This is a genomic window from Nocardia coubleae NBRC 108252, assembly GCF_001612805.1.
GTDB classification, from domain to species: domain Bacteria; phylum Actinomycetota; class Actinomycetes; order Mycobacteriales; family Mycobacteriaceae; genus Nocardia; species Nocardia coubleae.
The window spans coordinates 156,417-174,000 of record NZ_BDBD01000025.1; the positions used below are offsets into that span (position 1 = coordinate 156,417).

19 protein-coding genes are annotated in these 17,584 nt (G+C 69.0%); 13 read left to right on the top strand and 6 right to left on the bottom strand.

Annotation, left to right across the window (positions count from 1 at the left end):
• The first annotated feature begins 201 nt into the window (after positions 1-201).
• Entirely contained in the window at positions 202-861 is a 660-nt protein-coding gene (locus NCO8_RS25850) for a DUF3043 domain-containing protein (protein WP_067643304.1), read from the top strand.
• A 57-nt stretch (positions 862-918) separates the two neighbouring features.
• Here NCO8_RS25850 and NCO8_RS31580 read toward each other — a convergent pair whose 3' ends face one another.
• Positions 919-1,086 (bottom strand): hypothetical protein, encoded by a 168-nt coding sequence (locus NCO8_RS31580; RefSeq protein ID WP_157104682.1) that lies wholly within the window; start codon positions 1,084-1,086, stop codon positions 919-921.
• A gap of 85 nt (positions 1,087-1,171) precedes the next feature.
• Between NCO8_RS31580 and NCO8_RS25855 the strand changes: the two genes are divergently transcribed.
• The 6 genes from NCO8_RS25855 (at position 1,172) to NCO8_RS25880 (ending at position 6,799) form a co-directional block, all read left to right on the top strand.
• Positions 1,172-2,134 carry a helix-turn-helix domain-containing protein gene (locus NCO8_RS25855; RefSeq protein ID WP_067643307.1) on the top strand — a complete coding sequence of 321 codons (963 nt, stop codon included), beginning with the start codon at positions 1,172-1,174 and terminating at the stop codon, positions 2,132-2,134.
• Between the two features lie 173 nt (positions 2,135-2,307).
• Positions 2,308-3,240, top strand: a complete 933-nt coding sequence (locus tag NCO8_RS25860) for an alpha/beta hydrolase (protein ID WP_247607180.1) — start codon at positions 2,308-2,310, stop codon at positions 3,238-3,240.
• Positions 3,241-3,386: 146 nt separating this feature from the next.
• Positions 3,387-3,923, top strand: a complete 537-nt coding sequence (locus NCO8_RS25865; protein ID WP_067643025.1) for a bifunctional adenosylcobinamide kinase/adenosylcobinamide-phosphate guanylyltransferase — start codon at positions 3,387-3,389, stop codon at positions 3,921-3,923.
• A gap of 73 nt (positions 3,924-3,996) precedes the next feature.
• Positions 3,997-5,064, top strand: a complete 1,068-nt coding sequence (gene cobT, locus NCO8_RS25870; RefSeq protein WP_084457479.1) for a nicotinate-nucleotide--dimethylbenzimidazole phosphoribosyltransferase — start codon at positions 3,997-3,999, stop codon at positions 5,062-5,064.
• Positions 5,065-5,200: 136 nt separating this feature from the next.
• Positions 5,201-5,950 carry an adenosylcobinamide-GDP ribazoletransferase gene (locus tag NCO8_RS25875; RefSeq protein ID WP_067643310.1) on the top strand — a complete coding sequence of 250 codons (750 nt, stop codon included), beginning with the start codon at positions 5,201-5,203 and terminating at the stop codon, positions 5,948-5,950.
• A gap of 135 nt (positions 5,951-6,085) precedes the next feature.
• Positions 6,086-6,799, top strand: coding sequence for an MBL fold metallo-hydrolase (locus NCO8_RS25880; RefSeq protein WP_067643314.1), 714 nt, complete (start codon positions 6,086-6,088; stop codon positions 6,797-6,799).
• 48 nt (positions 6,800-6,847) lie between these two features.
• Here NCO8_RS25880 and NCO8_RS25885 read toward each other — a convergent pair whose 3' ends face one another.
• Both NCO8_RS25885 and gcvT read right to left on the bottom strand, forming a co-directional pair.
• On the bottom strand, positions 6,848-7,945 hold the full coding sequence (locus NCO8_RS25885) for a branched-chain amino acid aminotransferase (protein ID WP_067643030.1): 1,098 nt from the start codon (positions 7,943-7,945) through the stop codon (positions 6,848-6,850).
• Positions 7,946-7,971: 26 nt separating this feature from the next.
• Complete coding sequence (gene gcvT / locus NCO8_RS25890; protein ID WP_067643033.1) at positions 7,972-9,072, bottom strand: glycine cleavage system aminomethyltransferase GcvT; 1,101 nt, start codon at positions 9,070-9,072, stop codon at positions 7,972-7,974.
• Between the two features lie 101 nt (positions 9,073-9,173).
• Here gcvT and NCO8_RS31585 point away from each other — a divergent pair, with 101 nt between their 5' ends.
• From NCO8_RS31585 to NCO8_RS25900, 3 genes are all read left to right on the top strand, one after another.
• Complete coding sequence (locus NCO8_RS31585; RefSeq protein ID WP_157105104.1) at positions 9,174-9,353, top strand: hypothetical protein; 180 nt, start codon at positions 9,174-9,176, stop codon at positions 9,351-9,353.
• 94 nt (positions 9,354-9,447) lie between these two features.
• Positions 9,448-10,998, top strand: coding sequence for a bifunctional phosphatase PAP2/diacylglycerol kinase family protein (locus NCO8_RS25895; RefSeq protein WP_225282211.1), 1,551 nt, complete (start codon positions 9,448-9,450; stop codon positions 10,996-10,998).
• Between the two features lie 89 nt (positions 10,999-11,087).
• Positions 11,088-11,732: a nucleotidyltransferase domain-containing protein gene (locus NCO8_RS25900; protein ID WP_067643036.1), complete on the top strand. Its 645-nt coding sequence runs from the start codon at positions 11,088-11,090 to the stop codon at positions 11,730-11,732.
• Here the strand turns inward: NCO8_RS25900 and NCO8_RS25905 are convergent.
• Positions 11,722-12,753 carry a glycoside hydrolase family 18 protein gene (locus tag NCO8_RS25905; protein WP_067643040.1) on the bottom strand — a complete coding sequence of 344 codons (1,032 nt, stop codon included), beginning with the start codon at positions 12,751-12,753 and terminating at the stop codon, positions 11,722-11,724. The two genes, NCO8_RS25900 and NCO8_RS25905, sit on opposite strands and share 11 nt — an antisense overlap.
• A gap of 119 nt (positions 12,754-12,872) precedes the next feature.
• On the opposite strand from NCO8_RS25905, the gene NCO8_RS25910 reads away from it, so the two are divergent.
• Positions 12,873-13,124 carry a hypothetical protein gene (locus NCO8_RS25910; RefSeq protein WP_067643043.1) on the top strand — a complete coding sequence of 84 codons (252 nt, stop codon included), beginning with the start codon at positions 12,873-12,875 and terminating at the stop codon, positions 13,122-13,124.
• 51 nt (positions 13,125-13,175) lie between these two features.
• Here the strand turns inward: NCO8_RS25910 and NCO8_RS32620 are convergent, their stop codons facing one another.
• Entirely contained in the window at positions 13,176-14,240 is a 1,065-nt protein-coding gene (locus NCO8_RS32620) for a hypothetical protein (RefSeq protein ID WP_245655499.1), read from the bottom strand.
• A gap of 117 nt (positions 14,241-14,357) precedes the next feature.
• Positions 14,358-14,870 (bottom strand): peptide-methionine (S)-S-oxide reductase MsrA, encoded by a 513-nt coding sequence (msrA, locus tag NCO8_RS25920; protein ID WP_067643046.1) that lies wholly within the window; start codon positions 14,868-14,870, stop codon positions 14,358-14,360.
• 200 nt (positions 14,871-15,070) lie between these two features.
• Here msrA and NCO8_RS25925 point away from each other — a divergent pair, with 200 nt between their 5' ends.
• Together NCO8_RS25925 and NCO8_RS25930 are read left to right on the top strand one after the other, a co-directional pair.
• Positions 15,071-15,487: a carboxypeptidase-like regulatory domain-containing protein gene (locus NCO8_RS25925; protein WP_167353333.1), complete on the top strand. Its 417-nt coding sequence runs from the start codon at positions 15,071-15,073 to the stop codon at positions 15,485-15,487.
• Positions 15,488-15,591: 104 nt separating this feature from the next.
• Positions 15,592-17,547, top strand: coding sequence for a GMC family oxidoreductase N-terminal domain-containing protein (locus NCO8_RS25930; protein WP_067643052.1), 1,956 nt, complete (start codon positions 15,592-15,594; stop codon positions 17,545-17,547).
• The last annotated feature ends 37 nt before the right edge of the window (positions 17,548-17,584 follow it).

Consider the following 17,584-nt stretch of genomic DNA (forward strand, 5'->3'; position numbering starts at 1 on the left):
TGAAATCAACACATCGCACCGGCTGCGTTATTCCATTTTGCCACCCATGCCGGCGCGTGTGGACCCGCCCCGGGTGCTCGTGCCCACACTACTCGCCTACCGGCTGTGATCCAGCTCGCATCGGTTCGGCGGTGAGACCACCGGCACCGCCGGGGAGACCGAGTTTCCCCCTGCTCGACCCCATCGAATAGCCTGGTGAACGTGAAATTGTTCCGTCGCGACGAGTCCAGCACCATCGACGAGTCCGTCGACCCCTCGGTGCCCGACGTCGAGAAGACCGCCGCCGCACCCGCATCGACCACGCCCGGGAAGGGTCGCCCGACCCCGAAAAGGCGTGACGCCGAAGGCAAACGACGCGGCCCGGTGGCGCCCGCCCCGATGACGGCCAAGGAGGCGCGGGCCCGCCGCAAGGCGGCCAAGGGCAACCGCGCCGACCGCAAGGCGGCGGCCGCGGATCGTCGCGCCGCCGTGCAGGAGCGGCGCGCCAGGATGCTGGCGGGCGAGGACAAGTACCTGCTGCCTCGTGATCAGGGCCCGGTTCGCGCGTATGTGCGCGATCTGGTCGACGCGCGTCGCAACCTGGTCGGCTTGTTCATGCCGATGGCGCTGGTGCTCATCCTGTCGATGTTCGTGGCGCCGCAGCTGCAGAGCATCGTCACCCTGGCCATGCTGGTGATGATGCTGTTCATGATCATCGAGGGTTTCGTGCTCGGCAAGATCGTGAACAACCGGGTGATCGAGCGGTTCCCCGAGACCACCGATACCGGTTTCAAGCTGGGCTGGTACGCCTTCGTTCGCGCGTCCCAGATCCGCAAGATGCGTGCCCCGAAGCCGCGGGTCGGCCCCGGCGACGCGGTATAGCTTCCCCATCTGCGCGAATGCCGTTCCATCCACCCGGATGGGACGGCATTCGTTGTTTCAGAAGTGGCCCGGACGGATCTCGGTCGAGTAGCCGGCAATCGCGCGGAGTTCAGCGTCGATGCGCTGAGCGTCGCGGTCGATGACCCCGGTGGCGCCCGCGGTGCCACGTCCGGCGAGGACGGCGAGCGCGGTGATGGCGGCGAGGACGATCAGAAAAGTAAGCATGGCAGTAATTTTGCGACCATTGGTTTTCGGCCGAAAGTGGCTGTTCTGTCATTGTGCGTAAAAATTCGGCCAGTAGGATGGGATGATGCTGTCCAGGGTTGCGGTCGTCCTCAACGAGAAGCTCGCGATGTTCGAGTTCGGCGTCGTCTGCGAGGTTTTCGGGCTCGACCGCACCGCCGACGGTTTGCCCGGTTTCGAATTCCGGGTGTGCGGGGCCGAGCCCGGTAAGCCGCTGCGCTCGACGACTCCCGGCGTCACCGTCACACCCGAATACGGTCTCGACGAGCTCCTGCACGCCGATCTCGTCGCGATTCCGGCGTTCCCCTTCACCACCGAACACGCCTACCAGCCCGGCGTCGTCGAGGCGGTGCGCGCGGCCTCCGACGCGGGCGCCACCGTGCTCACCGTCTGCTCCGGAGCGTTCCTGGCAGGCGAGGCGGGCCTGCTGGACGGGCGCAAATGCACAACCCATTGGCGCTACGTCGACACCCTCGCCGCCAAGTACCCCGAGGCCACCGTCGACCCAGACGTGCTGTTCGTGGACGAAGGCAATCTGATCACCAGCGCGGGCACCGCGGCGGGCATCGACGCCTGCCTGCACCTGGTCCGCCGCGAGATCGGCACGGCCGCCGCCAACGGCATCGCCCGCCGCATGGTGGTGCCACCCCAGCGCGACGGTGGTCAGCGCCAGTTCATCGAGCAGCCCATCCCCGAATGCCACGCGGCGGGCCTGTCCGACCTCCTCGCCTGGCTCAGCGAGAACCTGGCGCATCCGCACACCGTCGACGAACTCGCCGCCCGCGCCAGCATGTCCACCCGAACTTTCGCCCGCCGCTTCGCCGCCGAAACCGGAACCACCCCGGTCAAATGGCTCACCACGCAGCGCGTGCTGTTCGCCAAACACCTACTCGAAGCCACCGAGCTGCCACTGGAACGCGTCGCCGACCAGTGCGGTTTCGGATCCGGCGCGCTGCTGCGCCACCATTTCCAGCGCCAGGTCGGCCTGGCCCCCACTGAGTACCGCAGACGCTTCGGCTCCGGAAACTGAACGACCGGTCACTATCGGGCTGTTCGCTCCGGATTCGCCTGTGAGGCCTCACAATTTGCGAACATGCGGGTTCATCGAGAAGCCTCAGCGACTTGACCTGCGATGGGGGAACCTGGTCAGCTGGAACGGTGTTTCGTAGCGGGTGGGGAAGTTTCGCGCGGTTGAGGACGGTTCTGGCGGCCGTGACTGCGGCTGTGGTGGTGTCGTCGGTCGGTTCGGTAACGGCTGCGGCCGTGCCTGCCGCGCCCGTATCGCGTACGCCCGCAGGTGGGTTCGAGGAACTGTTCGTTCCGTCGAGCATGGGGCCGATCAAGGTGCAGGTGCGGTGGGCGGCGCGGGGCGGTTCGGCCGCGCTGTATCTGCTCGACGGTTTGCGTGCACCGGCCGACCACAGCCAGTGGACCACTGACACCGATGTGCTCAACCGATTCGCCGGTGACAACGTCACTCTGGTGTTCCCCGTCGGCGGGCATTCGAGCTTCTACACCGACTGGTACCGCCCGAGCAGCACCAACGGGCAGACCACCACCTACCGGTGGGAAACGTTCCTCACCCGCGAACTACCGGACTTCCTTGCCGGATACGGTGTTTCACGCACGAACAACGCGGTGGTCGGCGCCTCCATGGGTGGCAACGCCGCGCTGACGCTGGCCGCGCACCACCGCGACCAGTTCCGGTTCGCGGGCGCGTTCTCCGGATTCCTCAACCCGACCTTCCCCGGCTGGGATCTGACGATGCGCGCCGCCATGCTCGACGAGGGCCGTTTCAATCTCGACGACATGTGGGGCCCGGTCGGCGATCCCGCCTGGCGGCGCAACGACGCGACCGTCCAGGCCGAACTGCTGCGCGGCCTGCCGCTCTACATCACCTCGGGCAACGGTGTCCCCGGCCCGCTCGACGCGAGTTCCGCCGTGGGGAACACCGTCAACGCGATGGGCATCGAATCACTGGCGGTGATCGCCGCCAGCATATTCCGGGAACGGACAACGGCCCTCGGCATCCCCGCCCGCGTCGACATCACCGCAGGCACCCACACCTGGCCCTACTGGCAGCAGTCCCTGGCCACGGCCCGCCCCATGATCCTGGAGGCACTTGGCGCGTCCTGAGGCACTGCGCCCGTTTCGGGACGGCGATGCCGAGGTGACCCGGCTTTCCGTGGCGCGGTGCCCTACGCCGAAACCACGGACAATCGGCGCCGACGAGCCGGAGGACGGGCCGATCGCGATGCGCGGCCGGTTGCTACCGTGCTGACATGCCGGTCGACCGCACACCTTCGCGCACGCTCGTTCTCGGGGGCGCCCGGTCGGGGAAGTCCGCCTTCGCCGAGGGACTGCTCACCGCAGAACGCGAGGTCCGCTACCTCGCCACCGCGGTGCTCGACCCGGCCGACCACGACTTCGCCGAGCGGATCGACCGGCATCGCGACCGGCGCCCCGACCACTGGTCGACGGTCGAGAACGCCGACCCCGCAACGGTTCTCGCCACCGAATCGCTCGCGACCCTGCTCGACGACATCGGCACCTGGCTCACCGCGCGCCTGGACGCGCGCGGGGCGTGGGAGCAACCGCGCGGCACCGTCGCCCCGGACTGCGACGCACTGGTGGCCGCCGTCGCGGCCTACCGGCGACGATTGGTGATCGTCTCGCCCGAGGTCGGCATGGGTGTCATCCCGGCGACGCGGTCGGGGCGGTTGTTCCGCGACGAGATCGGCACGCTCAACCAGCGGTTGGCCCAGGTGTGCGACGAAGCCTTCCTCGTCGTCGCCGGGCTGCCGGTCCGGTTGAAATGAACCGGGGTCGCCCGGCACCCCGTGGTCCGGGCAAGATGAGCACCGAAGAAACACTTTGTCGAAAGGCTTCCCAGTGACACACGGATTCGGCCCGGTCGCGGCCCCGGACGCGCAGGTGCGTGGCGCGGCCGAGCAGCGCCAGACGCAGCTGACGAAACCGGCCGGATCGCTGGGACGACTCGAGGAACTCGGCAACTGGATCGCCGCCTGCCAAGGTGTGTGTCCGCCGAAGCAGTTCGAACGTGCCCGCGTGGTGGTGTTCGCCGGGGACCACGGTGTCGCCGAGCATGGTGTCTCCGCGTATCCGAGCGAGGTCACCGCGCAGATGGTCGCGAATTTCCTGGCCGGTGGGGCGGCGGTGAACGCGCTGGCCGCCGTCGCGGGCGCGACCGTGCGCGTCGCCGACATCTCCGTCGACGGCGACACCGACCCGACGGTCTCCCAGCACAAGGTGCGCCGCAGCTCGGGCTCCATCGACCGTGAGGACGCGCTCACTCAGGAAGAGGTGGCCGCCGCGCTCGCCGCCGGGCGGGCGATCGCCGACGAGGAGGTCGACGCGGGCGCCGATCTGCTGGTCGCCGGGGACATGGGTATCGGCAACACCACCCCCGCCACCGTCCTCGTCGCCACCCTCACCAACACCGAACCGGTCGCCGCCGTCGGACGCGGCACCGGTGTCGACGACGCGGGCTGGATCCGCAAGGTCGCCGCCATCCGCGACGGCATGCGCCGGGCCCGCCCCGTCGCCGCCGACCCCGTCGAATTGCTGCGCGTGGCGGCGGGCGCCGATTTCGCCGCCATGGTCGGTTTCCTCGCCCAGGCCGCCACCCGCCGCACCCCTGTGCTGCTCGATGGTGTCGTCGTCACCGCCGCCGCCCTGGTCGCCGAGGACCTCGCCGCAGGCGCGAAAGCATGGTGGCTCCCCGCCCACCGTTCCACCGAGCCCGCCCACGACCTGGCCCTGAAACACCTCCGCCTGCAACCACTCCTGGACCTGAGCATGCGCCTGGGCGAGGGCTCCGGCGCACTGACGGCCCTCCCTCTCCTCCGCGCCGCGGTGGCCACGCTGTCGGAGATGTCGACCTTCGCCGACGCGGGCGTGAGCACCGCCGACGAAGCCACCGTCGACCTGGTCAAGTGACGACACGAATTAGGCTGCACCCCAGCCTGTTCGAGCCGAGTCACCGCCGACTGCACGAGCGCTGCCGACTGCGCCGGTTCGGGCAGCCACGCGATGCCGACGGAGCCACACCGCCGCTGGGCAGAAGGTGGATGTCGTGAACGCGGTGCGCTTGGCGATTTCCTGGCTCACCGTTGTCCCCGTCGGCGGCCCGGCGCAGGTGGACCGGCAGATCTCCGGGCGGGCGATCACACTCGCACCACTGGTCGGGCTATTGCTGGGCGGTGGGGTGGCCGGCGCGCTGTGGATGTTCGAGCGGGCCGGGCTCACCAGTGCGCTCGCCGGGCTGCTCGCCGTCGGACTGCTCGCCCTGTGCACGCGCGGTATGCACCTCGACGGGCTCGCCGACACCGCCGACGGGCTCGGTAGTTATGGGCCGCCCGAGCGGGCTCGGCAGATCATGAAGTCGGGGTCGGCGGGGCCGTTCGGGGTGGCGGCGTTGATCTTCGCGATCGGGATTCAGGCGTTCGCCTTCGCCGCGCTCGTGGACGAGAGGCGGTGGGCGGCGATCGTGCTCGCTGTCGTACTCGGCCGGGTCGCGGTCGTGATCGCCTGCCGACGTGGTGTTCCGGCCGCACCGGAGTCGGGTTTCGGCACCCTGGTCGCAGGCACCCAGCCGGTCGCCTCGGTGATCTTCTGGTCGGTCCTCGCGCTCGGCTGCTCGGTGTTCGTCGTCCCCGGCAACTTCTGGCTCGGCCCCGTCGTCGTTGTCGCGGCCCTGGCCGGATCGGTGCTGATCGCCCGTCACTGCGTGCGCCGCTTCGGTGGCCTCTCGGGCGACGTCCTCGGCGCCACCGTCGAGATCACGAGTTCCCTTGCGGCTCTTGGCTTCTCGTCGACTCTCTGACTCCCCACCCAAGCGCTATGTGAAACCAGCACTGTTCACAACTGGGGCGCGTGGCGGTTGTGCGCTCCCACAGACCGCCCGGTCATCGGTACTCGGGTGCATCGCCAGCACACCGGTGGCAATACAGTGGAAGACATGTCTTCCGAGCGCCTCTACTTCCGTCAGCTGCTGTCGGGCCGGGATTACGCCGTCGGCGATCCGATCGCGACACAGATGCGCAATTTCGCGTATCTCATCGGCGATCGGGAGACCGGCGAGACCCTTCTCGTCGACCCCGCCTATCAGGCCGCCGACCTCGTCGAGGTGGCCGCCGCCGACGGCATGCGCGTGAGCGGCGTGCTGGCCACCCACCACCATCCCGACCATGTCGGTGGAACCATGCTCGGCTTCACCCTCGGCGGTGTGCGCGAATTACTCGAGAAGACCAGCGTGCCCGTGCACGTGAACAAGCACGAACTGGACTGGGTCGCCAAGACCACCGGCATCGCCCCGAGCGAGCTCACCGGCCACGACAACGGCGACACCGTCTCGGTCGGCGCCTTCGACATCGAACTGCTCCACACCCCCGGCCACACCCCCGGCAGCCAGTGCTTCCTGTTCGACGGCCGCCTCATCTCCGGCGACACCCTGTTCGTCGACGGCTGCGGCCGCACCGACTTCCCCGGCGGTGACTCCGACGAGATGTTCCGTAGCCTGCGTCACCTGGCCGGGCTGAACGGCAATCCCGTCGTCTACCCGGGCCACTGGTACTCCGAGGCGCCGAGTGCCGAGCTGTCCTCGGTCCGCGACAACAACTACGTGCTGCGGCCCCAGTCCCTGCAGCAGTGGCAAGCCCTGATGCCTGGCTGACGAACGAAAGAGCGGGCCCACACTCGAGGGCCCGCTCTTTTTCGCCGATTACAGCTTGCGCATCCACCCGTGGGTGTCGGCGAACGTGCCGCGCTGGATACCGGTGAGCGTGTCGCGCAGCGCCATGGTCACCTCGCCGGGCTCGCCGCCGCCGATCGCGAATTCGCCGTCGTGGGAACGCACCCAGCCGACGGGGGTGATCACGGCGGCGGTTCCGCACGCGAAAACCTCACTGATCTCACCGGATTCGGCGCCCTTGCGCCATTCCTCCACCGAGACCTTGCGCTCCTCCACCGGGTAGCCGGAGTCGGCGGCCAGGGTGAGCAGCGAGTCGCGGGTGATGCCGGGCAGCAGCGAACCCGACAGTTCCGGGGTCACCAGCCGCGCCTGCGACCCGGTGCCGAACACGAAGAACAGGTTGTTGGTGCCCATCTCCTCGACGTAGCGACGCTCGCAGGCGTCCAGCCACACCACCTGGTCGCAACCCTTCTCGGTGGCCTGGGCCTGGGCGAGCAGGGAGGCGGCGTAGTTGCCCGCCACCTTCGCCTCACCGGTACCGCCGGGTGCGGCGCGCACGTATTCGGTGGACAACCACACCCGCACCGGCTTCACACCGCGCGGGAAGTACGCGCCCGCGGGCGAGGCGAGCAGCAGGTACTTGTAGGCGGCGGCCGGCTTCACCCCGAGACCGGCCTCGGTCGAGAACATGAACGGACGCAGGTACAGCGAGTCCTCACCACCGGCGGGGGGCACCCAGTCGGCGTCCACCTCGAGCAGCTGGCGCACCGACTCGATGAACAGCTCCTCGGGCAGCTCGGCCATCGCCATGCGGGCCGCCGAGCGGCGGAACCGCGCCGCGTTGGCGTCGATGCGGAAGGTGGCGATGCTGCCGTCGGGCTGACGGTAGGCCTTGAGGCCCTCGAAGATCGCCTGTCCATAGTGGAAGACCATGGTGGCCGGATCCATCGACAACGGACCGTACGGCTCGACCCGAGCGTTGCCCCACTGACCGTCGGTGTAGTCGATCGACACCATGTGATCGGTGAAGTACCGCCCGAAACCGGGCGCCGCCAGTACCTGTTCCCGCTGCTGCGCCGAGATGGGCGCGGGGTGCGGAATACGGGTGAACTGTGCAGCGACTGTCATGATGCGATCCTATCGGGCGGTAACTGTTACTTGGTCTTGGTGTCGACGAACGGCGGCTTGACCACCTCGCAGCGCAGCCTGCGCCCGCGCACGTCGACCTCCACCTCGTCGCCGGGCGCGAGTTTCGCGTCGGTGTCGAGCAGGGCCAGCGCGATGCCGACCTTCAGCGAGGGTGAGAACGTGCCCGAGGTGGTCTCGCCGACCGGTTCGCCGTCGCGCAGAACGGTCTGGCCCTGACGCAGCACACCTCGGTCGAGCGCTTTGAGACCGAGCAGAGTGCGGCGCGGTCCGTCGGCCTTCTCCTTCGTCAGCGCGTCCTTGCCCCAGAACTGCGGCTTCTGCCAGCCGACGGCCCACCCGGTGCGGGCCTGGTTCGGGGTGATGTCGAGGGAGAGTTCATGGCCGTGCAGCGGGTAGCCCATCTCGGTGCGCAGGGTGTCGCGGGCGCCGAGTCCGGCGGGCTGACCGCCCGCGGCGCGGACCTGTTCGACCAGAGCGCGGAACACCGGTTCGGCGTCGCCCCATTTCGGCAGCAGCTCGTAGCCGTGTTCGCCGGTGTAGCCGGTGCGGCACACGCGCACGGGCCGACCGTCCCATTCGGCGTCGGCGTAGGCCATGTACTCCATATCGGTGGGCAGGCCGAGCGCGGCGAGCACCTCCGTGGACTTGGGTCCCTGCACAGCGAACACCGCGTACTCACGGTGTTCGTCGGTGACGGTGATGCCCTCGGGTGCGGTCTTGCGCAGTTCGGCGACGACCGCGGCGGTGTTCGCGGCGTTCGGTACGAGGAACACCTCGTCGTCGCCGACGTAGTAGGCGATCAGGTCGTCGATCACGCCGCCGTCCTGCGCGCAGCACAGCGTGTACTGCGCCTTGCCCGAGCGGATGCGGCCGAGATCGTTGGTCAGCGCCGAGTTCACGAACTGCGCGGCGCCGGGTCCCGCCACCGTCGCCTTGCCCAGGTGACTCACATCGAACAGGCCGACCGTCGTCCGCACCGCGGTGTGCTCGCCGACGGTTCCCGCGTACTGCACCGGCATCTCCCAGCCACCGAACGGGGCGAAGGTCGCCCCCAGTTCGACATGAACGGCATGGATGGGGCCTTCGAGCAGGACGTTGTCGGTCATGGCAGCGAGCTTATCCGGCGCTCCCGACATCGCGGCGTGCCCCTGCATTTGGGGGCTCTCACCAGGCATCTCGGCACGCCGGAGCATGCGAGGATCACGCCATGAATCTCCGTAGACCCATCTCCGTCCTGATGCTCGCCGGCGCGTCGGTGCTGCTGACCCAGCCGGTCGCGCACGCCGAGACCGGCAGCAGCCAGATCAATGTGGGCTGCATCCTGCAGTCGCTGTCCGGCGAGAGCCCGACCGCCGACTGCAACCCGTCCCCGATCCCGATCCCCTGATCGGGAACCGTCGTGACCCGGCTTCGAGGGGTGCACGGGTCGCGACGGTCGCGAGCGAAAGATGAAGACGGGCAACGGCGGTAGTGTTCTCGGTGTGAGTGATCTGCCCCGCGCCCGGTTCGGTCATGTCGCCCGGATGGACGAGACCATGAGCCGGGCTGTGTCCCGCATTCCCGAAACCGCCATCGATCGCGGCATGCTGCGACTGACCCGCTCGGCGAACACGGGCGGGCTGTGGTTGGCCACGGCGGCGGTGCTGGCGGCCAAACCCGGTCCGCCGCGCCGGGCCGCGCTGCGCGGTGTGATCGCCCTGGCGGGCACGAGCATCGCGGTGAATCTCGTACTCAAGACGCTGATCCCCCGGCGCAGGCCACCGGCCGAGCTGATGCCGCACGGGCGCAGGCTCGTCGACGCGCCGGTGTCGTCGTCGTTCCCGTCCGGGCACAGCGCCAACGCCGCCGCGTTCGCCACGGCTGTCGCGCTGGAGAGCCCGCGCACCGCGCTCGCCGTGGCTCCCGTCGCCGCCGCCGTCGCCTACTCGCGCATCCACACCGGCGCGCACTGGCCCTCCGACGTGCTGGTCGGCGCGAGCGTCGGCACCGCCGTCGCGCTCACCACCCGCCGCTGGTGGCCGATCCGCGAATCCGACGAGGCCGAGGCACACGCCGTGCAGGACGCGCCGATCCTGGCCGACGGCAAAGGCCTTGCGCTGCTGATCAATCCGCGCTCCGGTGACTCCACCTACGACCCGACCCCCGATATCGCCGAGGCCCTGCCCGCCGCGAAACTGCTGCACACCGTGCCCGGTCGCGACGCCGCCGAGGTACTGCAGGAGGCGATCGACCCGTCGGTGCTCGCGGTCGGCGCCGCCGGTGGCGACGGCACCATCGCCGCGGCCGCCGCCGTCGCGATCCGTAACGACCTGCCGCTGGTCGTCGTCCCCGCGGGCACCCTCAACCACTTCGCGCGCGACCTCGGCGTCTACGACCTGCGCGAGGTGGCCGACGCCACCGGTGCGGGCGAGGCCGTCGAAGTCGACATCGCCGCAGTCGAATTCGACACCCCAGAGGGACCGCACACCCATCACCTCATCAACACCGCCAGCGTCGGCGCCTACCCGGAGCTGGTCCGGTTGCGGGAGAAGTGGGAGGACCGCTGGGGCAAGTGGCCCGCGTTCGCCGCGGCCCTCGTCGTCACCCTGCGCCGGGCCGAACCGATCCACATCCGCATCGACGACCGCTGGCACGACATGTGGTTCCTGTTCATCGGCAACGGCCCCTATCACCCGCACGGCGCGGTGCCCGCGTTCCGGTCCCGCCTCGACGAGGGGCTGCTCGATGTGCGCTGGCTGCGCGCCGACGTGCGGTTCTCCCGGACCCGCGCGGTGATCGCGTTGATGCTGGCCGCGATCGGGCACAGCCGGGTGTACGGCGAACGCCAGACCCACGAACTCACCATCACCTCGAAGTCCCCCATCGCGGTGGCCGCCGACGGTGAGGTGGTCGGCACGGCGAGCACCCTGCGGTTCTCGGTGGCGGGCCGGGTGACGGTGTACCGCCGCGACGAGGAGAACCCGCGCTGGGAGAACCGGGCCCGTCCGCATCACCGTCGTCCGCTGGCCTGGCTCACCGACCGGCGCCGCTGAACCGGGTTTCTCACGAACCCGTCTCACCTCGATCACCATCGCCCACAACAACCTTGCGCCACCGCGCCGGGCTGTGCACATGATGGATCATGAGCTTTCCGGACGGTGGACGTCCGATCACCGCGTTCGAAGCAGACCGCCGCTGGGACCCCTGGACTCCGAGCGTGGTCGCCGCCCGTCTCGCCGATTGCACGGCGCCGTGGGCGGTGGCAGGCGGGTGGGCGCTCGACCTGTTCGCCGGGAGCATCTCCCGGGCCCACGCCGACATCGAAATCGCTGTTCCGCGAGCGGCTTTCCCGACGATCGCGGCGGCTTTTCCCGAGTACGAGTGGGATGTCGTCGGTGAGGGCACGCTGTGGTCGTTCGCGGCCGCCGCCGAGAACGCCGACCTGCACCAGACCTGGTTGCGTGATCCGTTCACCGGCGCCTACCACCTGGACGTGTTCCGCGAACCGCACGACGGCGACACCTGGATCTGCCGACGCGACCCCACCATCACGCTCCCCTACCGCGACCTGATCCGCACCACCCCCACCGGTATCCCCTATCTGATCCCCGAGGCGGTCCTGCTGTTCAAGGCGAAGGCCGACCGCCCCAAGGATTCCGCCGATTTCCACCACGTACTGCCACTGCTCACCCCGGAACGCTCGAACCGGCTGCACAACTGGCTGACCCGAGTACACCCCGGCCACCGCTGGCTCGCCGAACTACCGGCCCCTTCGGCTACGCAGTGACGCACCACCCCTGCCGGTAATCGGCCCAATCCTGGGGCGTGGCAGCGAAATCCACGTACAACGCCACCCCGAAGTTCGCGCGACCCACATCGGTGCGCGTCTGCCCTAATCGGATCCCACGCACCGCCGCCGCCACGGTCTCCGCCGCCCCGTGATGGCCGGGATCGTCGGCCCAGAACGCCGGTGCGCCCATCAGCAGATCGACCTCCGCCGGCGTCACCTCCAGCGCCAGCTCCGTCTGCTGCGCGACATAGCCGCTGTAGAGCGCGCGCGTCGGCATCGCGGTGTCGTAGGACATCACCGCCACCTGGTCGACCCGCCGCGCCACCTCCGCGAAATACGCCTGGCTCCACCACTTCCCGTGATCGGCCACCGCGATCCCCACCGCGTGCAATCCGGGCAGCGGATCGATCACCGGCGCCGACACCGACAAGGTAACCCCGGCGGCCGCGGTCATCACGCGGGTCTGCTCGAGCAGGGCCAGGTATCCCGGCGACCCCGATCGGATGGGTTCAAGGTCGTAGTGCACGCCGTCGAACCCGTAGTCGAGCACCCGCCGCGCCGAGGTGACCACCCATTCCCGCGACGCCGCCGATTCCACGTCGAGACCGTCGAATTCGGGCTGCACGATGTCGCCGAGCCACGACTGCACCCGGATACCGGGCAACTTCGTGTGTACCGCGTCGACGAACCAGCGCGCCCTGGGGGCCAGGTCGTCGCGCAGCGACCCGTCGTGCTCCAGCGGACCCGTGTGGACGTACAGATCACGAATGCCGGTGCCCGCCAGCAACTTCGCGAGCCCGTCGATATCGGCGTCGGTGCGGCGCCCGTCGACCCAGGCGTGGCCGAGCCAGAACGCGTCCTTACCCCGGCTGCGCGCCTGCTCGGATTGCTCGCCGACGTTGTACACCAGCAGCGCGGTGAGTATGCCCGCGACCGGCACCGATACCACCGCCACCAGCGCGAGCCCGACGACGACGCCACGCATCCACCACGACCACGCCCGCCACTTCCCCCGCATTGTTCCTCCCCCGATCGACGACGTCCCGATACTACCGGCAGGTACCGACAGGGAAATTTCCGGCAAATCGCCCACGCGTGAAACACTGTGCGCCGCTGTACAACTGAACGGAGCACCACATGAAATTCGCCGTCACCCTCGGGTCCGCCGCCGTCGCGGCCTTCGCCTTCGCGATCGCGACCCCGGCCGTGGCCAGCGCCCAGCAGTCCTCGGACTGCCACGGCTCGTACTCCCCCTGCCTACCCATCGTCAGCGACGTCGACTGCGAGGGTGGCAGCGGCAACGGACCCGTCTACACCGGCAAGGTGAAGGTCATCGGCCCCGACGATTACGGCCTCGATCGCGACGGCGACGGATACGGCTGCGAGTAGACAGCACGAGGGGCGTGCGATGACGGATCATCGCACGCCCCTCGGCGTAGCTCAGCGGTTCTCGGGCCTGCCCCAACCCTCGTCGTCGGGCTTACCGAGATCGGGCCCCGAGCCTGGGCCGCCGTGGCCGCCGCCACCGGTCCCCGGGCCGCCGTAACCCTGGTCACCGGCACCGGGCCCACCGTATCCGGGCTGTTGCCCACCGAAACCGGGCTGACCATAACCGGGACCACCAGGTTGCTGACCGCCGTATCCGGGCTGCTGACCGAAGCCTGGCTGACCATAACCGGGCCCGCCGGGCTGTTGCCCACCGAAGCCGGGCTCACCGTAACCACCCGCACCCGGAGCGCCGTATCCCGGCTGCTCACCGAATCCACCGGCAGAACCGCCGTACGGCGGGTAACCCGGATCCGCGACGCTCTGACCACCGACCACCGGCCCACCGGTGATCACCCGGTAGGCGTAGGCCGTCGCCAGCACCGACAGCGGGATCGACACCAACAGACCGAGGCCACACAGCAACGCGCCGACGATATTGATGCCGAACAGCGCGAGTGCCAGCAACAGCAGCGGCCCCGCATTGGCGGAGATCGCGGAAAAACTCGACTTGATCGCGGTGATCGCGTCCTGGTTCCGGTCGAGTACGAAGTAGAGCGTGAACCAGGTGAAGAAGGCGATCACGATGCCGGGCAGGATGCACAGCACGAAGCCGATACCGGTGGCGATACCGACAAGCAGCGAGGCCACGATGACCGCGCCGACATTGGTGAACTTGAAGAATTCACCGAATCCCGGTTTGCGCCCGTCGGTTTCGTCCAGCGCGCCACGCACCATCGCCGCCGAGATCAGATAGCCGACGACGGTGCTCACCACACTGCCGATGAACTGCCAGACACCGAATCCGATGCTGAAGTTGCCGCTGTAATCGGTGTCGGCGGAATTGCCGAGCCCGAAGATGAAGTTGAGCGCCACCTGGATCACGGCGAAGATCAGGACGATACCGATCCAGACGACGACGTTGTTCTTGTATTTCTCCCAGGCGTACCCGAGAGCGGCGCCTACGCTGAGATCCGGTCTCGCCGGAGGATATCCGGGTTGCTGTTGTCCATACGTCATCCGAACCGCATCTCCTCATCGTCTGCGGCGACCGCGGCCGCCGTCATGAGTCATACCGATCCGGCGTCATCGCGCTCACGCCGACATCGCCGATCATGGCATATGTCGGCGTCGCTATCAGCTCACATTCTCGCGTTTGGGCAATTTCCATCCCGGACGCGGGAAATGGCAGGTGTAGCCGTCGGGATAACGCTCCAGATAGTCCTGGTGCTCGGGCTCGGCCTCCCAGAATTCCCCCGCCGGGGTGACCTCGGTGACCACTTTGCCCGGCCACAGCCCGGAGGCGTCCACGTCGGCGATGGTGTCCAGCGCGATGCGCCGTTGCTCGTCGTCGAGATAGAAGATCGCCGATCGGTAGCTCGAGCCGATGTCGTTGCCCTGCCGGTCCTTGGTGGTCGGGTCGTGGATCTGGAAGAGGAATTCGAGCAACGCGCGGTAATCGGTCCGCTCGGGGTCGTAGACGATCTCGACGGCCTCGGCGTGACCGGGGTGGTTGCGGTAGGTCGGGTGCTCGTTCTCGCCACCGGTGTAACCGACGCGAGTCGACACAACCCCCGGTTGACGGCGGATCAGGTCCTGCATACCCCAGAAGCAGCCACCGGCCAGAATCGCCTTGCGGGTCTCGCTCACAGATCCTCCTCGATGAGAGCTCGTTGTCGCACGTGTAGCGCACAACCGTGGGAGTAGAACGCCGGATTCATCCCCGGAATTCCGCTCAGTACAGTCTCGCCCCGAGAGTTCACGCAACACCAACCCCAGTGTTACCCACATTCGAGGAGGAATACGGCGCAATGCCACGGTTCGGGGTTTCACAGTGTTCGGCGATCGCAGTGATCGCGACAGCTCTTCTCACGGGCACGGCGGGCGGTGCCCTCGCCCATCCGGGCGGTCCCGACGACACCATCGGCCAGACCACGACCAGCTGCGAGCAGGGCGGTGAAACGCTGTACGACGACCGGTACACCCGCGCGGCGGTCGGCCAGATCGATGCCGTGCTGGTCACGGCGGACACGCGCGCACCGATCGCGGGCGGCAAGGTGGTGCTGATCGGCGTCGACGCCTGTGGCGATTCGATCCACCGCCACCTGTTCACCGGCAATTCCGGCCAGGCCAGTTTCCGCGGCCTACAGCCCGGCCGCTACCAGCTCACCGCCTACACCAGCGACTCCGACGTACAGCCGATCACCTCCACCGAGGTCGCTCTCGACACCCCGAGCACCAAGACGGTCCGCTTCGTCGCAGGCTGACGGTTCGGGCCGGGCATCCGTCCGGCCCGAAAACCGTTGACGCCCAGCGCGTTCACCCTGTCCGTGATAGACATCACCCGAAGTGGAAAAGGGGTGGTTTCCTCATGGAACCGACGGCCGCACAGCGCGCGACGCTCGCCGCGATCTGCAACACGTTCATACCGGGCGACGAGACCGGACTACCCAGCGCCGCCGACCTCGGCGCGGTGGAAACCATTCTCGCGATCCTCGGCCGTAACCCGCGCGAGGCCGACCGCAAGCAGTTCGCCACCCTGCTCGACCTGTGGGACACCCGCGCGTTCGGCGCGCTCACCGGTACCGGTTTCCGGCGGTTCTCCACCCTGTCGCAGGCGCAGCGCGAGGCGGCCCTGCTGCGGCTCGCGGATTCCCGGCTCGCCCCGCTCCGCGCGGTCTTCCAGGCCCTGAAACAGGCCTCCCTGCTGGCGTACAACGTCACCCCCGGCCCGACCGGCACGAATCCGCTGTGGGAGCGGATCGGCTACCCGGCACCGACCGGCCCCGCGCCCGACGCCGCCACACCGGAGCTGAAGCCGCAGCGGTTCACCCGGCCGACCACGCTCGACTGCGATGTGGTCGTCGTCGGATCCGGCGCCGGTGGTGGCACCGCAGCCGCCGTGCTCGCGCGGGCCGGGCTCGACGTGGTCGTGCTCGAGCGCGGAAACTACTACGACGACAAGGACTTCGGCGACGGCGAACTCGCCGCGCTGACCACCCTCTACGCGGCCGGTCCCGCAACGACGGCGGAGGGCCAGCTCACGCTGGTCGCGGGGAGCTGCCTCGGCGGCGGAACCGTCGTCAACTGGAGTACCTCGCTGCCGGTTCCCGACCGTGTGCGCGCGGAATGGGCCGACCTCGGGGTCCCCCAGTTCGCCGGTGACGAGTTCGGCACAGCGCTCGATGTGGTGAGTGAGCGGATCGGCGTCACCCGCGCCAAATCGCCGATCTCGGCCCGCGACGGCATTCTCGAACGCGGCGCGCGAGCGCTCGGCTGGGACGTCGACACCCTGCCGCGCAATGTCGGCGACGCCTGCGACGCGGCGATCGAATGCGGTCGCTGCGGCTACGGCTGCCGCCTAGGCGCCAAGCAGTCGGCGACCAAGACCTGGTTGCGCGACGCCGCCGAGCACGGCGCCCGGCTGGTCGTCGACGCCGACGTCCGCACCGTCACGGTGAAAGCCGGTCGGGCGGAGTCGGTATCGGCTCGCACCTCCGACGGCGTCGAGATCACGGTGCGCGCCCGCGCCGTCGTCGTCGCCGCGGGTGCCGTGCAGACGCCCGCGCTGCTGCGCCGATCGGGTCTGCGCAACCCGAACATCGGCCGCCACCTGCGCCTGCATCCCGCCGCCGCCGTGTTCGGGGTGTTCGAGGACGAGATCCGGCCCTGGGAGGGCGCGCTGCAGGCGCGGATCAGCAGGCACCACGCCGACCTGGACGGCAACGGCTTCGGCGTCATCTACGAGACCGGCCCGGTGCACCCGGGCCTGGCCACCGGATTCATGAACTGGCGGGGCGCACGGCAGCATCGCGACGCCATGCTCGAATTCGCCCGCACCACCTCCATCGGCGTCATCACTCGCGACCGGGATTCGGGGACCGTGACGGTGGATCGCAGCGGCGAACCGGTAGTGAGATACCGGCTCTCCGACTACGACGCCGGACACCTGCACACGGGCATCGTCGGTGCGGCGACCATGCTCGAAGCCGCGGGCGCGCAACGCATCTACTCCGGCCACCAGGCGGGCATCTCCTTCACACCGGGCGCCGACGGCTCGCTCGCACAGTTCGAGGCCGCCTGCGAACGGGCCGGATACGGCCCGGGACGCTGCTCGATGGGCGCGCTGCACATCATGGGCTCGGCCCGGATGGGCGGCACGGCCGAGCAGTCCGCGACCAACCCGGACGGCGCCACCTGGGACGTCGGCAACATCGTCGTCGCCGACGGCTCCTGCTTCCCCACCGCACCCGGCGTGAACCCGATGGTGACCATCGAGGCGATCGGGTACATGAACGCGACGCGGCTCGCGGCCGAGCTCACCTAGCTGTGCGCCCCCGAGCGCCGACCACATAATCTGGGTC